The sequence below is a fragment of the Lentzea sp. NBC_00516 genome, assembly GCF_036346835.1.
Lineage (GTDB): Bacteria > Actinomycetota > Actinomycetes > Mycobacteriales > Pseudonocardiaceae > Lentzea > Lentzea sokolovensis.
In genome coordinates this window covers 1,373,113-1,386,766 of record NZ_CP107840.1, presented here as the reverse complement: position 1 = coordinate 1,386,766, position 13,654 = coordinate 1,373,113, and the positions used below count along the sequence as shown (strand labels likewise).

The 13,654-nt window shown below is 70.3% G+C and carries 16 protein-coding genes; 8 read left to right on the top strand and 8 right to left on the bottom strand.

What is annotated here, in order from left to right; genetic code table 11:
* The first annotated feature begins 8 nt into the window (after positions 1 to 8).
* From OG205_RS06065 to OG205_RS06040, 6 genes are all read left to right on the top strand, one after another.
* Positions 9 to 776, top strand: coding sequence for an ABC transporter ATP-binding protein (locus tag OG205_RS06065; RefSeq protein WP_330275242.1), 768 nt, complete (start codon positions 9 to 11; stop codon positions 774 to 776).
* Positions 773 to 2,128: a hypothetical protein gene (locus OG205_RS06060; protein ID WP_330275241.1), complete on the top strand. Its 1,356-nt coding sequence runs from the start codon at positions 773 to 775 to the stop codon at positions 2,126 to 2,128. Before OG205_RS06065 ends, OG205_RS06060 begins: the two co-directional genes overlap by 4 nt.
* A 74-nt stretch (positions 2,129 to 2,202) precedes the next feature.
* A complete protein-coding gene (locus tag OG205_RS06055; protein WP_330275240.1) occupies positions 2,203 to 2,640 on the top strand; it encodes a hypothetical protein in 438 nt (145 codons plus the stop codon).
* Between the two features lie 53 nt (positions 2,641 to 2,693).
* Positions 2,694 to 4,112 carry an alpha/beta hydrolase gene (locus tag OG205_RS06050; protein WP_330275239.1) on the top strand — a complete coding sequence of 473 codons (1,419 nt, stop codon included), beginning with the start codon at positions 2,694 to 2,696 and terminating at the stop codon, positions 4,110 to 4,112.
* Positions 4,113 to 4,205: 93 nt separating this feature from the next.
* Positions 4,206 to 4,700 carry an RICIN domain-containing protein gene (locus OG205_RS06045; protein WP_330275238.1) on the top strand — a complete coding sequence of 165 codons (495 nt, stop codon included), beginning with the start codon at positions 4,206 to 4,208 and terminating at the stop codon, positions 4,698 to 4,700.
* Positions 4,701 to 4,787: 87 nt separating this feature from the next.
* Positions 4,788 to 5,270 (top strand): ricin-type beta-trefoil lectin domain protein, encoded by a 483-nt coding sequence (locus OG205_RS06040; protein WP_330275237.1) that lies wholly within the window; start codon positions 4,788 to 4,790, stop codon positions 5,268 to 5,270.
* 44 nt (positions 5,271 to 5,314) lie between these two features.
* Here OG205_RS06040 and OG205_RS06035 read toward each other — a convergent pair whose 3' ends face one another.
* The 6 genes from OG205_RS06035 to OG205_RS06010 form a co-directional block, all read right to left on the bottom strand.
* The gene (locus OG205_RS06035) at positions 5,315 to 5,791 is read right to left on the bottom strand and encodes an RrF2 family transcriptional regulator (protein WP_330278116.1); all 477 of its coding nucleotides are present in this window, start codon (positions 5,789 to 5,791) and stop codon (positions 5,315 to 5,317) included.
* A gap of 45 nt (positions 5,792 to 5,836) precedes the next feature.
* Entirely contained in the window at positions 5,837 to 6,670 is an 834-nt protein-coding gene (locus OG205_RS06030) for a TetR/AcrR family transcriptional regulator (RefSeq protein ID WP_330275236.1), read from the bottom strand.
* Positions 6,667 to 8,046 (bottom strand): flavin monoamine oxidase family protein, encoded by a 1,380-nt coding sequence (locus tag OG205_RS06025; protein ID WP_330275235.1) that lies wholly within the window; start codon positions 8,044 to 8,046, stop codon positions 6,667 to 6,669. The genes OG205_RS06030 and OG205_RS06025 overlap by 4 nt, the downstream gene beginning before the upstream one ends.
* A gap of 66 nt (positions 8,047 to 8,112) precedes the next feature.
* Positions 8,113 to 8,970 (bottom strand): hypothetical protein, encoded by an 858-nt coding sequence (locus OG205_RS06020; protein WP_330275234.1) that lies wholly within the window; start codon positions 8,968 to 8,970, stop codon positions 8,113 to 8,115.
* A gap of 4 nt (positions 8,971 to 8,974) precedes the next feature.
* Entirely contained in the window at positions 8,975 to 9,367 is a 393-nt protein-coding gene (locus tag OG205_RS06015) for a hypothetical protein (RefSeq protein ID WP_330278115.1), read from the bottom strand.
* Positions 9,368 to 9,452: 85 nt separating this feature from the next.
* On the bottom strand, positions 9,453 to 10,343 hold the full coding sequence (locus OG205_RS06010; protein ID WP_330275233.1) for a DMT family transporter: 891 nt from the start codon (positions 10,341 to 10,343) through the stop codon (positions 9,453 to 9,455).
* 97 nt (positions 10,344 to 10,440) lie between these two features.
* Here OG205_RS06010 and OG205_RS06005 point away from each other — a divergent pair, with 97 nt between their 5' ends.
* Both OG205_RS06005 and OG205_RS06000 read left to right on the top strand, forming a co-directional pair.
* Positions 10,441 to 11,013: a TetR/AcrR family transcriptional regulator gene (locus tag OG205_RS06005; RefSeq protein WP_330278114.1), complete on the top strand. Its 573-nt coding sequence runs from the start codon at positions 10,441 to 10,443 to the stop codon at positions 11,011 to 11,013.
* Positions 11,014 to 11,033: 20 nt separating this feature from the next.
* Positions 11,034 to 11,795: an NYN domain-containing protein gene (locus tag OG205_RS06000; RefSeq protein ID WP_319974346.1), complete on the top strand. Its 762-nt coding sequence runs from the start codon at positions 11,034 to 11,036 to the stop codon at positions 11,793 to 11,795.
* 10 nt (positions 11,796 to 11,805) lie between these two features.
* Here OG205_RS06000 and OG205_RS05995 read toward each other — a convergent pair whose 3' ends face one another.
* On the bottom strand, positions 11,806 to 12,828 hold the full coding sequence (locus tag OG205_RS05995; RefSeq protein ID WP_330275232.1) for an LLM class flavin-dependent oxidoreductase: 1,023 nt from the start codon (positions 12,826 to 12,828) through the stop codon (positions 11,806 to 11,808).
* Between the two features lie 48 nt (positions 12,829 to 12,876).
* Positions 12,877 to 13,650, bottom strand: coding sequence for an HD domain-containing protein (locus tag OG205_RS05990; protein ID WP_330275231.1), 774 nt, complete (start codon positions 13,648 to 13,650; stop codon positions 12,877 to 12,879).
* Positions 13,651 to 13,654: the final 4 nt, after the last annotated feature.

Sequence of the window (13,654 nt, the reverse complement as noted above, 5' to 3'; positions counted from 1 at the left end):
GGAACGACATGACCACCCCCACCACGTACGCCTGGGAGATCGCCGCCCACGACCTCGCGGTCAAGGTCGGGCGCAGGCGCATGGCCGTCGACGGCGTCACCCTCACGATGGGCCGCGGCGTGCACGGACTGCTCGGCCCCAACGGCGCGGGCAAGACGACGCTGATCCGCGCCCTCGCCACCGTGCTGCGCCCCACGTCCGGCACGCTCACCCTGCTCGGCGGCCTCGACCTGCGCGAACTGCGCCGCCGCATCGGCTACCTGCCCCAGGAGTTCGGCTACTACCGGCGGTTCACCGTGCGGGAGTTCATCGAGTACATGGCCTGGCTCAAGGAGATGCCTGCCCGCGACATCCCCGCCGCGGTGCAGCGAGCCGTCGAACGCGTGGGTCTCGCCGACCGCGCCGACGACCGCCTGAAGACGTTGTCCGGCGGCATGGTGCGGCGTGCGGGCATCGCCCAGGCCATCGTCAACGACCCCGAGATCCTGCTGCTGGACGAACCGACCGCCGGGCTCGACCCCGCGCAGCGCATGCGGTTCCGCGAACTGCTCGTCGAACTCGGCACCGACGCCTGCGTGGTCGTGTCCACCCACCTCGTCGAGGACGTCGCGACCGCGTGCACCGACGTCGTGCTGCTCGCCGACGGCAAACTCGTCTTCCAGGGCACGCCGGCCCAGCTCGCCGCCGCCGGAACCGACGACCACGCGGGTGACAGTTCCATCGAACGCGGCTACACGGCGCTCCTCGCCGCCCCGAAGCGACAGGGATCGTGGTGAAGGCGCTGCGCGTCGAACTGCGCCGCTCGGTCGCGCCGTGGGCGGGCCTGGTCCTGGTCGGCGCCGCGGTGACGTTGCTCTACTCGCTGAGCGCGCCGTGGTGGAAAGGCCCGGAGGCGTGGGACGAGCAGTGGCACTCGGCCGCCCAGTGGGTGCGCTTCCTGCTGGTGTTCCTGTGGCCGATGGTCGTCGGAGCGGGCGCGATCGCGGGCATGCGCGACCACCGCGCCGGCGTCGAGGACCTCCTCGCCACCACCGCGCGCCCCGCCTGGCAGCGCGCCGCCGCCACCGCGGGCGCGCTCGCGTTCTGCCTCGTCGTCGCGTACCTGCTGGTGTTCGCGCTCGGCGCCGTCCTGGTCGTGGGGCACGGCGGCTACTTCCACCTCGCCTGGCTCCCGATCACCGCGGTCGGCGCGCTCGCCGTCGTGGCCGGCGGCTGGCTCGGCATGGGTGTCGCGCGCGTCTTCCCCTCGGTGCTCACGCCGCCGCTGCTCGCCCTGAGCTCACTGATCGCACTCGTGTTCCTGACCCTCTCCCAGGACCCGGTCAGCGAGCCGGAAGTCGTGGTGCCGAACCAGATCACGCTGCTCTCCCCCGCGCTCGGCGCGATGCGCAACGTCTACGACACGGTCGCCACGGCCGCGAACACAGGCCAGGCGATTTGGCTCACCGGCCTCGCACTCACCGGCTTCGGCCTGTACGCCGCCGCCACGACGCGCCTGCGACTGCTCGCGTTGGTGCCCGTGGTCGTCTCCGCAGCCGTCGCGCTTCCGCTCCTGCCGGCCAGGACGTTCGTGCTCAACGAGGCCGCCTCCGCCGCGGTGTGCCGGGGAAACGTGTGCCTGAGCCGGATGCGCGAGTCCACACTGGACGCGTTCGCACCAGTGGCCGAGGAGGCGTTGCGACTGCTGGCGAAACTGCCTGACGCGCCGAAGTCCGTCCGCGAAGTCCCTTACCCCGCGAAGAACCAGGACGGCATTCCGCGCACCGCCGACGTCGTGCCGGTGCACTTCAACGGCAACGCGTTCGACCTCGCCACCCCCGGCGACTGGCTCGCCGAGCTCGTCGCGGGCGGCGGCACGCCCACCTGCTTCAACCCCGACGGGAACGAGAAGATCATCCGCGAGGCCGCCGCGCGCACGGCCGTCGCCGCCTGGTTCACCGGCGACCTGAAACCCCTGCCCAACTACCGGCTCATCCGCTCCGGTGCCGACGAGCCCGCCGCTCGCGCGTTGGCGGCCTTGCGTTCTCTGCCCGCCGACGAGCAGTTGGCACGGGTGAACGCCGCGCGCGAGGTCGGACTGTCCTGCCAGGGCGACCAGCTCGCGGCGCTCACAGGCGGCACTCTGTGAGAGCGCTGCTGTTGTACGCGCGATCCCGCCAGATCCCGGCATCCGTTGCGACAGCGACACTCTGCTGCCTGCTGGTGCACCTTGTCGCTCCGGTCGCGGACGCCCGGTGGTCGGCGCTGGCGATCACCACCGCCGTCTCCGCCTTCGCCATCGGGCTCACCGGACAGGACGCAGACCTCGACGCCACGTCCGCGTGGCCGTGGCCCGCGTACCGCATGGCCCATGTCGTCGCCATCATCGCCGTCACGACCGCACTCGTCAGCTCCATCTCTCCGTTGTCGTTCGTGCTGCGTGGATCTGTTGGCCTGGTAGGACTTGCTGCGCTCGGTGCCGCGTTGTTCGGCGGTTACCTGGCATGGACGCTGCCGTTCGCGTGGTTCACCGTCACGTTCTTCGCCGACAGCTGGCTGCTCGCGCCGACCGGTTCCGTCGTGGCGGCGTGGTCAGCAGTGGCGTTCGGCGTGACCGGCACGACCGTCTACGCTTTGATTCGGTCACCACTGAAGCAATAGTGACCTATGCCACAGGGAGAACCTCGCGCCGTGCCCTGATCGTCTTGCGAGACATGAAGATCCTCGCGATGGCGCTCACCCTGGCGCTGCTCCCGATCACCCCGGCGTCCGCGGCTCCCGCGTTGCGGTTCCAGCCGTGCGCGGACGTTCCCGAAGCCGATTGCGCCAGGCTCACCGTGCCTGTCGACCGCGACGACCCAGGCGGCCCACAGGTCGCATTGGCCGTCGCGCGCCGCAAGGCGACCGACCCGGCCCGCCGCATCGGGGTGCTGATGGTCAACCCCGGCGGCCCCGGCGGTTCCGCCGCCCAGTACGCCAAGGACGCGCCGAAGGTCTTCAGCGAGGAGGTGCTCGCCCGGTTCGACGTCGTCGGCTACGACCCGCGCGGCGTCGGCGACAGCAACCCGATCTACTGCGACACCTCCGCCGTGGGTCTCCCCTACCCCACCGGCCGCCCGGACACCCCGGAACGCTTCGCCCAGCTCACCGCCTACAACCACCGGCTCGCCGAGGACTGCCGCACCCGCACCGGCCCCGTGTTCGACCGCGTGGACGCACAGAGCGCCGTGCGCGACATGGACGACCTGCGCAAGTCGTTGGGAGAAAAGCAGATCACCTACTACGGCATGTCCTACGGCACGCTGTACGGCCAAAAATACGCCGAGCGGTACGGCAAACACGTGCGCGCCATGGTGATCGACAGCGTCGTGGAAGCAAGCCTTCCACTGGACGGTCTCCTGACCGCCGGCGCCCGCGCGGGCGAGGACATCTTCACCGAGTTCGTCCGCTGGTGCGGCACCACACCGACATGTGCGGTGCACGGCAAGGACATCCCCGCGCTCTACGCCGACCTGCGAGCCCGAGCCACCCGCGGCGAACTGCACACCCCCGGCGCCCCGGACCAGCCGTTGACACCGACCGAACTGGCCAACCGCACCGTCCGCTTCGGCTACAGCCCGGACTTCCCGCGCATGGGCGAGTACTTCAGCACCCTCGCCGCCCAGCCGGAAGCGAGCTTCGGCACCGCGACCCGCCGACCCCAGGCCGTCCTGTGCCAGGACTTCACCGGCCACCCGGCCAGCGCCGCCGACGTCGCCACGATGGACTCCCACGTGCGCGCCGCCGCCCCGAACGTCCAGGCCTCGCCGATCTGGGACCAGGCACTCACGTGGTGCGCCGGCTGGCAGGGACCGACCCTCAACCCCGCACGCCCCTGGCACCCGGCCACCACGTCGCAGGTCCTGATGCTGAACTCGCTGCACGACCCCGCGACCGGTCACGAGAGCGCGGTCAGCGTGCACCGGCAGGCCCGCGGCAAGGCGACGCTCGTGACCTACGAGGGCACCGGACACGGCGTCTACACCCGCACCCCGTGCACCCGCGCGGTCACCGACGCCTACCTGCTCGACCGCACCGTGCCGCGCGACGGCCTGCGCTGCCCGGCGATCCGACTTCTCGAACAGGGCACCTGACCTGCGGTTCAAGAAAACCCGCAAGGAGTTCCGCAAGGTCGATTCGCGAAGTTGCTCCTGGAACAACCATCTTCACCGATCCAAGGAGCAACCGTGCGCACATCGACGGCGCTGAAAGTCTTCGGCGCGGTGGCAGCGCTGATCCTCGGCGTGTTCACCGCCCCGGCGGCGAACGCCGACACCAGGCAGTACTTCAAGACCACCTCTGGCCGGTTCTGCCTGTTCGGCGGAAACCTGTCCAGCGCCACCGGGCTCGTGGCCACCAGGGCGTGCGCGGCGTCGAACAACATGGTGTGGACCTGGAACGGCAACGTGGGCAAGGGCCACTGGCACCGGATCACGGGCGCGGCACAGGGCAGTTGCCTCGACTCCGACGCCTCGGGCTCGGTGTACGTGCACCGGTGCCTGAGCAACAGCAACAACCAGTTCTGGCAGGTCTACAAGAACGACGAGCGCGGCTGGCTGATGATCGAGAACCTGCAGACGAAGCTCTGCCTCACCCACCTGTCCGACGGGGGCGGCGTCAGCGCCCGCGGGTGCCGAACCGGGGACAGCACGCAGTGGTGGGGCGTCGCCAACCGCCCCTGACCTGCGATTCAAGAAAATCCGCAAGGGAACCCGCAAGGCCCGTCTGCGACGTTTCGCCCCGAAACGAATTTCGAAGGAGGGACGACCATGCGCGCATCGATCTTCGCGGTGCTGGCAACGCTGATCCTCGGCGTGTTCACGGCCCCGGCGGCGAACGCGGCCGACCTGAGGCAGTACGTCAAGACCCCGTCGGGCCGGTACTGCCTGTACGGCAGCACCATCACCAGCGGCGAAACCGGCCTGGTCGCCACCAGGGCGTGCGCGGCCTCCAGCCCGATGATCTGGACCTGGGACGGCCACGTCGGCAAGGGCCACTGGGCCAAGTTCAAGTCGAACGACAACTGCCTCGACTCGAACGCCCAGGGCGCCGTCTACATGCACCGGTGCCAGGCCAACAGCCCGAACCAGTTGTGGATGGTCTACAAGAACGACGCACGTGGCTGGCTGATGATCGAGAACTACTCGACGAAGAAGTGCCTCACCCACCTGTCTGAGGGCGGCGGCGCCTCCGCCCACGGGTGCAGCACCGGGGACAGCACGCAGTGGTGGGGCGTCGCCAACCGCCCGTGAGACCGGTTCCTGGATCTCGTGCGCGACGGCCGGGCCTGACGTCCTCAGGCCCGGCCGTACGCCTGCCTCGCGATGCGGGCGGCGGACGGCGCGTGGGCGTCCGCTTCGGCCTTGACGTCGGCGATCGTCTGCGACGCAAGGGACTGACGCCATTGGAGTTCCGCGCGCTGCATGGCGCCGTGCACCGCGCAGGTGCGGCGGAAGGAGCTCTTGGGCGCGTCCTCGCCCATGCCGCGGCGGCGGATCTCGGTGCACGTGAACGCGGGCTCCGGGCCCTCGATCGCGGTCACGACGTCCATCAGCGTGATCTTGTCGGCGGGGCGCGCCAGCAGGAATCCCCCGCGTGCGCCGGGAAGCGACTCGACGAGACCGGCTCTCGCGAGTGCCTGCAACTGCTTGTGCAGATAGGCCTGCGGCAGGTCGTAGCTCGCGGCCAGCGCGGCGGTGCTCACCGGGCGGTCGTCGCCGACCCACGCGAGGGACAGCAGCACGTGCACGGCCCACTCGACGCCCTGGTTCATCCGCACCGGCCGATGCTAGGAAACCTGGACATCGAGCGTCAAGTTTCAACCGGTGAGGACGAGATCCGGTTCGAACGCTCGCAGCAGCAGGTCGCGCATGCGGTCGGACCGCATCTCGTTCGACGACGCGAGGATCTGGACCGCCAGCCCGTCGGCCATCGCGATGAAACGATCGGCGAGAGCCTCGACGTCGGCGCCACCGCACAGGCCTTCCGCGCGGCACTCCCCCAGCAGGTCCACGACGACACGGCGCCAGTCCGCGTAGACCAGGCGCTGGACCGGGCGCAGCCGCGGCTCGAGCATCGCCTGGCTCCAGAACTGGACCCACACCGACCACTCGTCCACGTCGTCGGTGCCGAGCGGGAGCTGGACCTCGACCAGGCGGCGGAGCTTGTCCCGCGCCGAGGTGGCCTGGCTGAACTCCCGTTCCACGCGGACGCGGAAGCGCCGGGCGTAGTGCTCCATCGCAGCGTGCAGAACCGCTTCCTTGGTCGGGAAGTGGTAGTGCACGGTCGCGGTGCTGGTGCCGCAGTGACGTGCGATGTCGGACACGCGCACGTTGTGGTAGCCGCGCCGGGCGATCAGCACGGTGGCGGCGGCGAGGATCTGGTCGCGGCGTTCCCGCGCCGTCACGGCTTCCGCGCGGTCGCGTACGGCCTGGGGCACAACGGGTTCCGGGCCGGTGCCCCGCGTCAGGTAGGCGACCGTCACGGAGCAGACCCTGGCGATGGCCGCGATCTCCTCGTCGCGCAGCCGCCTCGTGCCGCGCAGGGCCTTGGACAACGCCGTCGGGTCCATGCCGATGCGCACGGCCAGTTCGCGCTGCGACAACGTCACCGCCCGCAGCGCCGTCCGCACGCGCGAGGACAAGCCGGTCATCTGGCGATCTTCAACGCGGTCATCACCTCATCGGCGGCCCGCTCGCCGGAGGTGATCGCGCCGTCGACGTAGCCGTTCCAGACCGACGCGGTCTCGGTGCCCGCCCAGTGCACGTTGCCGGTCGGCGCACGCCAGCCGTGCTCGCCGTATTCGCTCCAGCCACCGGGATACACGAAGCACGCGTAGCCGCCGATGGTCCAGCCGTCCTCGGACCAGGCCATCTCGGCGTAGTCGATCGGCATGCGCGCACGGGTTCCGGCGACCTCGGCCAGCGCGGTGAGAACGTCGGTACGCCGGACCGACTCGGGCGCGGCGGCCCAGCGGTCGACACGGTCGCCGTAGATGAACGCGACGAGCACGCCACGAGAGGCGTCTTCCGGCGAGTTGTCGAACACCACGCCCACCGGGTTGCGGTTGTAGAGCGTGGCGATGCCGGAGCGATCCTTCTTGCGCCAGAACGGTTCCTCGTACACCGCGTGGATCTTCGCGACCCGTCCCATCGGCGTGTGACCGGTCCAGCCGCGACGCGCCTGCGGCAGCACGGGCTCGAACGTGATCCGTCCCAACGCCGCCGGGGGCACGGTGACGATCACCCGCCGTGCGCGGACCACTCCCTTGCCGGTCACCGCTTCGACGCCGTCGGAAACGTGCCGGATCTCCCGCACCGGCTCGTCCAGCCGCACGACACCGGGCATCGACGCGGCCAACGCCCGTGCGAGCGCGTCCGCACCGCCGGAGAAACGGGACTCCTGCGCGCTTCCGGTGGTTTCCATCAGCTGCCCGTACCCGCCAGCCGAGGCCACGTAGAACAGCACGTGGAAGAACGAGATCTCCCTCGGCTCGCAGCACCACACGCCCTGCACGGCGAGCGCCAGCCGTCGCAACGCGTCCTCGTCGCTGGTCTGCGAACCGAAGAACTCCTCGGCGGAGAACGCGTCGAACTCGGCGAACCGCGGCGTGAGCCAAGGCCGTTCCAGGTCGACGGTCAACGCGAGGTCGTCGAGCGACTTGATCACGCGGTGGTAGTCGTCGATGCCGGGACCGGACCTCGGCACGGCGCCGGAGTAGTCGGTGCGGGTGTCGTCGTGCCACACCTCGACGTGCTGGCCGGTCTCCCACGTCGGGAACGTCGCGCAGCCGAACTTGGCCGCGAGCTCGTGAAAACGCTTCTGCGTCGGGCCGATCCACTGTCCACCGTGGTCCACGCGCACACCGGACGACAGCTCCTCGCTGAACACCCGGCCGCCCACCCGATCAGCGGCCTCCAGCACGACGACGGCGAGTCCGGCGGCCGTGAGCCGGGACGCGGCGGCCAGCCCCGCATAGCCGGCACCGACGATCACGACGTCGGTAGAACGCTGCTCCAGTCCAGTCACGCCGCACACGATTGGGCAACGTTGACCCACCAGTCAAGCTCCGGACGAAAATTGCGATCCGGCCTCCTACCGAGGCGGGACGATCCGGTGGATCACGGGCAGCACGAGCGATCGCGGCGGATCCCAGACGTGCCGATCCTCGAACGGCCACGCGTAGGTCAGGGCGCCGTCGCGAACGCAGTCGAGCAACCCCGGCGCCTCCAGTTCGCGGGCCGACCACTCGTAGAGCCGCTGCATCCTCGGCACGATCATGCCGAAGTCGACGAGACGGGCGAATCCGTGTTCCTGGGCGAGGTAGTACCGGACGTCGTCGCGCAACGGGTACTCGTCCGGGAGCACGCGGGAGAGCTGCAGGAAGATCCCGGTCATGCCCAGCCTGGGGTCGCCGAGCAACGGCGCGAGCGCGCGCATCCAGCCCAATGACATCCGAGGCGCGGCCACCAGCGCGTGCGTGTAGAGCACCCGGCACAGGATGACGTTCATGAAGAACCGCTCGGGCTCGCTCTCGGCCTCCGCGAGTGAGCGGTGCTCCAGGTAGGCGGCGACCACGCTCCCGTTGTGCGCGCGGTACCAGGCCTCCGCGGTGGGGTTCAGCGCGAAGGCCAGCCACTGGGCAGCCGAGTGCGACGACGGCGGGCCACCCAGCCCGCCGCTCAGACCGACCGCCTCACAGCCGTCGCGGAGGATGCGTTCGTTCACCTCACGCCACCACGGACTGCCCGGCCGTGCGTGAAACGCCGGTTGCAGCACGCCGCGCCCCAGCTGCCAGCGCATGAACGACCGAGCCGCGCGCCGGAACGGCAGGTGCTGGGGCGCCTGGCCGAACGGGCCGTAGTAGCAGCGTTCCATCAACGCCAGCCGGCCTGCGGGGTCGTCGCGGACCATCGCCACCCGCTGCCCGGCCCAGGCCTCGGCCTCCGCCATCACGTCAGAACTGGTCGCCGCTCGTCAGCTGGTGCTCCATCGCGTCCGCACGGCCGACCAGCAGCGCGAGCGGGCGTTCGAACTCCTCGCGCACACTCAGGTCCTCCAGCGGCACCACGTGCTTGAGCAGCGCGAGACCGTCCACCACGGCCGCTCCACCGACCTGCGGCTCGCCCGCGAGTTCGAGGAACCGCAGCAGGTCGACGTCGGCGGCACGACCGACCGGCGAGGAGATCTCCACCCACGCCGTCCCGTCGAGGTCCGGCAGGTGGTGCACGGAGACCTGCTGCGTCCGCTCGCCGTTCGTGGCGAGCCGGAACCGCAGCCAGGCGTCGGACTCCTCCAGCACCTCGTACCGCAGCCGAACATAGTTGATCACTTCGACCCAGGACGTCACGCCCGGTTCCGCCTCTCTCACGGCTTTTCCCATCACCACCGTAATGCGGGCACAGGGCGTTCGTGTTGCTTTGGACGATCGTGTCTCAGCCGAACTGGACGAGCAGCGAACCGGCGACGAGCAGTGAGAGCCCGGCGACGCGGGCGGGCGTGAACGGCCGACGCGGCATCCGGAAGAGTCCACGGTGGTCGATCAACGCCGAGGCGAGCTGCTGCCCGGTCACGGTGAGCACCACGGTGGTCGCGGCACCGATCTCCGGGATGAGCAGGAACGTCGCGGTGACGTAGGCCGCCGCGCACCCGCCGCCGAGCCAGCCCCACCACGGCATGTCCCTGAGGGGCGCCAGGTTCGGCGGCGGTGTGCGGTTGAACAGCAGCACCACCGCGATCGCGAGTGTCGCCACGACGAAACTGATCAGGGCGACGGCGATCGGCGCGTGCAGGTCGGCGCGCAACTGGGCGTTGATCGCCCCCTGCACCGGGAGCACGGCACCCGCGACGACGCCGAGGCCGATCCAGCCCACGTGTCTGGTCTTCAGCGGCTGGGCGATCACGGTGATCCCCGCGAGCACCGCCACGGCACCGATCACGATGCCCGCGGAGAGCGGCTTCTGGTGCAGGCCGAGCAGTCCGAACAGGTCCAGCACCAACGACGCGAACATCTGACCGGTCACGAAGAGCCCGACGGCGGCGAGCGCGCCCAGCCGCGGGAACAGCAGGATGCCGCTGGTGATGTAGAGCGGGCTGGCCAGTCCGCCCAGCAGGTGCCACGGCTCGACGTCCGGCACCAGCGCCACCGCGCCGATCGTGCCGGTCGCCACCGCGAGCACGGCGAGCACCGCCGCGGCGAACCCCAGTTGCAGCGTCGACGCCCCGTACGGCGTGCCGACCGCCTTGGTGAGCTGCAGGTTCGCCGACGCCTGCACGGCGAGCAGGCATCCGACGAGCAGCGCTGACCCCAGTAACGCGAAGTACACGACGACCCCCAATAAGTGGACACAGTGTCCGCTAATCCAGGGTAGGCACGAAGTGGACGCACTGTCCACTTGTTCGGTGATCGCGTACGATCCGTTCATGGTCATCGGGCAGCCACCGGCCAGGGAACGCGCCGACGCCGCGCGCAACCGGGCGCGCGTGCTGGCCGCCGCCGAGGAGTTGTTCGCGACCAAGGACGCCCGCCAGGTCACGATGGACGAGATCGCGCGTGCCGCCGGCGTCGGTCGCGCCACCCTGTACCGCCGCTACCCCGACCCGGCCTCCGTCGCCGCGGCCCTGCTGGACGAGCACGAACGCGTGCTGCAGGAACAACTGATGGGCGGTCCCCCGCCGCTGGGCCCCGGCGCGCCACCGGCCGAGCGGCTCGCGGCGTTCTACACGGCCATGACGGGCCTGCTCGAACGGCACCTGCACCTGGCGCTCGGAGCGGAGACCGGCGACGCCCGGTTCCGCACCGGCGCCTATGGTTTCTGGCGGCTGCACGTGCTGGCGCTGCTGACCGAGGCGGCCGCACCGGACCCGAACGGCCTGGTCGAGGTGCTGCTGGCGCCACTGGCCCCCGAGCTCTACCAGGAACAACGACGGCGCGGCCTGTCCCCGCACCAGATCACGGCCTCGCTCACGTGGCTGAGCCGGCTGCTGAACACCTGAGAACGAAGGCGGATTCGAGCGTGGCCACTGCCAATGAGAGCGCCGTGAAACTCGCGGTGCTCATCGACGCGGACAACGCCCAGCCCTCGATCACCGAGGCGCTGCTGGCCGAGATCGCCAAGTACGGCACCGCGCACGTCAAGCGCGCGTACGGCGACTGGACCGGCACCAGCCTCAAGGGCTGGAAGGACCACCTGCTGGCCCAGTCGATCCAGCCCATCCAGCAGTTCGCGTACACGACCGGCAAGAACGCGACCGACGCGGCGATGGTCATCGACGCGATGGACCTGCTCTACTCCGACCGCTTCGACGGCTTCTGCATCGTCTCCAGCGACTCGGACTTCACCCGCCTCGCCGCCCGCCTGCGCGAGTCCGGCCTCACCGTCTACGGCTTCGGCGAACGCAAGACGCCCAAGCCGTTCGTCGCGGCCTGCGACAAGTTCGTCTACGTCGAGAACCTCGCCTATCCCGAGGCCGCGACCCCGGCCGAGACGCCGCTGCTGCCGAAGTCGACGACCTCCGCGGCGCAGCTCAAGGGCGACACGACGCTGGTCAAGCTGCTGCGCAACGCCGTAGAGGCGGCATCGGACGACGACGGGTGGGCGACGCTCTCCGCCGTCGGCAGCATCATCACCAAGCAGCGCCCCGAGTTCGACTCCCGCACGTACGGCTACTCGAAGCTCAGCGACCTGATCACCGCGACCACGCTGTTCGAGGTCGACCGCCGCGGGCCGCGCGAGGGCAAGCAGTCGGCGGTCTACGTGCGTGACCGCCGACGGTGACGTCCTTCGATCAACGCCAGCCGAGTGCCGGTGCGACGTGCGTGAGGATGTTCTCCAGCACGTGCACGTTGAACTCGACGCCGAGCTGGTTGGGCACGGTCAGCAGAAGGGTGTCGGCCTCCGCGATCGCCTCGTCCTCCGCGAGCTGCTCGACCAGCACGTCGGGCTCGGCCGCGTAGGACCGGCCGAAGATCGCCTTGGTCGGCCCGTCGATGAAGCCGATGGAGTCGGTGCTCCTGCCGTCTGCGCCGAAGTACGCGCGGTCGAGGTCCGTGGTGAGCGCGAAGATGCTGCGCGACACCGAGACCCGCGGCTCGTGCTCCCAGCCGGCCTCGGTCCAGGCCTTGCGGAACGCCCTGATCTGGTCGGCCTGCTGGACGTGGAACGGCGCGCCGCCCTCGTCGAACTTCAGGGTCGAGCTCATCAGGTTCATGCCCTGCTTCGCCGCCCACACGGCGGTGCCGTTGGAGCCGGCGCCCCACCAGATCCGGTCGCGCAGGCCCGGCGCGTGCGGTTCGACGCGCAGCAGGCCGGGAGGGTTCGGGAACATCGGGCGGGGCGCCGGTTCCGCGAAGCCTCCGCCTTCCAGCACCTTCAGGAACAGCTCGGTGTGCATGCGGGCCATGTCGGCGTCGGTCTGGCCCTCGGCGGGCTGGTAGCCGAAGTGCCGCCACCCGTCGACGACCTGCTCGGGCGATCCCCGGGAGATGCCGAGCTGGAGCCTTCCGCCGGCGATGAGGTCCGCGGCGCTCGCGTCCTCGACCATGTACATCGGGTTCTCGTAGCGCATGTCGATCACGCCGGTGCCGATCTCGATGCGGTCGGTCTTCGCGCCGATCGCGGCGAGCAGCGGAAACGGCGAGGCGAGCTGCCGCGCGAAGTGGTGCACGCGGAAGTAGGCGCCGTCCGCGCCGAGCTCCTCCGCGGCCACCGCGAGGTCGATCGACTGCAGCAACGTGTCGGCCGCCGACCTCGTCTGCGAGTGCGGGCTGTCCGTCCAGTGCCCGAACGACAGAAAACCGATCTTCTTCATACCGTCCAAGATAGTTCAATCTTCAAGTAAATGCCCATGACGCGTGCGTCACGCCCGGCGGAGCAGCCGATGCGTGCGCCGGACCGCCGCCAGCCGCTCGTCGCCGTTGATCGCGAGCGCGCGGACCACCGGGTCGTCGGGGCCCCTGCGCTGCCGGATCTCGGCCAGCCTGCCGTGCACCGTCGTCGGATGGCCGTCCGGGCCGGTGCTCATGTCGCAGTACCAGAGCGCGTCGCGGAGCCGGCCGCGGTTGTCCGGGAACTCCCCCAGGCCCTCGGCGAGCCCGACCAGCCCGGCGACCGCCGCCGCGCCCGAGTGGTGCGCGACCAGGCCGCAGATCCGTTCCGAGACACCCGCCCGGCGCAGGTAGCGCGCGCCGTCGAGCGAGTGCAGACCCGTGTCGGTCAGCTCGGCCGCGTAGCCGATGTCGTGCACCCACGCCGCCGCCACGAGCAACTCGCGTTCCTCTTCGGGCAGCACCCGTGCGACGTGTTCGGCACGACGCGCCACACCAGCCGTGTGCGCCCAACGGCGTGGCAGCTCCGCGGCGAGCAGGCGGCGTGCCGTATTCCGCGCCCAGCTCGACAGGAACGTCCCTGGCGTCTCCTGCGCCGGGAACGCCCGTGCGGAAGCTCGCACCTCACGGGCCACGAACAACGGCACGTAGTCCTGCAGCCGTGCGCCGCCGAACCGCGCCCGCGCCCGTTCGATCCACTCGTGCACGATGCTCGGCGGCACGTCGTGGAACTCGCGGACCAGCCGGGACTCCAGGCGCCGGATCCGGTCGTCTACCTGGCTCACAACCTCCGCCGTGGTCGTCACGCGT

Coding starts and splice junctions, on each gene's coding strand:
- OG205_RS06020 (WP_330275234.1), bottom strand. CDS start 8,970: ATGGCGGAGGCCGAGGCCTGGGCCGGGCAGCGGGTGGCGATGGTCCGC.
- OG205_RS06065 (WP_330275242.1), top strand. CDS start 9: ATGACCACCCCCACCACGTACGCCTGGGAGATCGCCGCCCACGACCTC.
- OG205_RS06035 (WP_330278116.1), bottom strand. CDS start 5,791: ATGAACCAGGGCGTCGAGTGGGCCGTGCACGTGCTGCTGTCCCTCGCG.
- OG205_RS06040 (WP_330275237.1), top strand. CDS start 4,788: ATGCGCGCATCGATCTTCGCGGTGCTGGCAACGCTGATCCTCGGCGTG.
- OG205_RS06030 (WP_330275236.1), bottom strand. CDS start 6,670: ATGACCGGCTTGTCCTCGCGCGTGCGGACGGCGCTGCGGGCGGTGACG.
- OG205_RS06050 (WP_330275239.1), top strand. CDS start 2,694: ATGAAGATCCTCGCGATGGCGCTCACCCTGGCGCTGCTCCCGATCACC.
- OG205_RS05995 (WP_330275232.1), bottom strand. CDS start 12,828: ATGAAGAAGATCGGTTTTCTGTCGTTCGGGCACTGGACGGACAGCCCG.
- OG205_RS06005 (WP_330278114.1), top strand. CDS start 10,441: ATGGTCATCGGGCAGCCACCGGCCAGGGAACGCGCCGACGCCGCGCGC.